The following is a 235-nucleotide window of genomic DNA, read 5'->3' as shown; positions in this document are numbered from 1 at the left end:
CCGCGACGACCTGATCGAATGCGCCGCCCTCCTCGACTGCGTGCGCCGTGGCGAGCTCGACACCTTGCACATCCCGGTGGCGCCGCTGGACGTGCTGGCCCAGCAGAGCATCGCCGAGGTCAGTGCGCGCGAATGGCCGGAAGCCGCCCTGCTCGCACTTATCCGCCGCGCCGCGCCGTATGCCGAGTTGGACGAGCGCAACTACCAGGCGCTGTTGCTCATGCTAGCCGAGTGC

The 235-nt window shown here is 69.4% G+C and carries 1 protein-coding gene; it reads left to right on the top strand.

All coding sequences use genetic code 11. The features are described 5' to 3' along the window. A partial coding sequence (locus AC0L3U_RS40255; RefSeq protein WP_473365251.1) for a hypothetical protein occupies nt 1-235 on the top strand: 235 nt, incomplete at both ends.

The sequence above is a fragment of the Bradyrhizobium sp. Kon69 genome (genome assembly GCF_055807515.1).
This window is presented reverse-complemented; position numbering and strand designations above follow the sequence as displayed.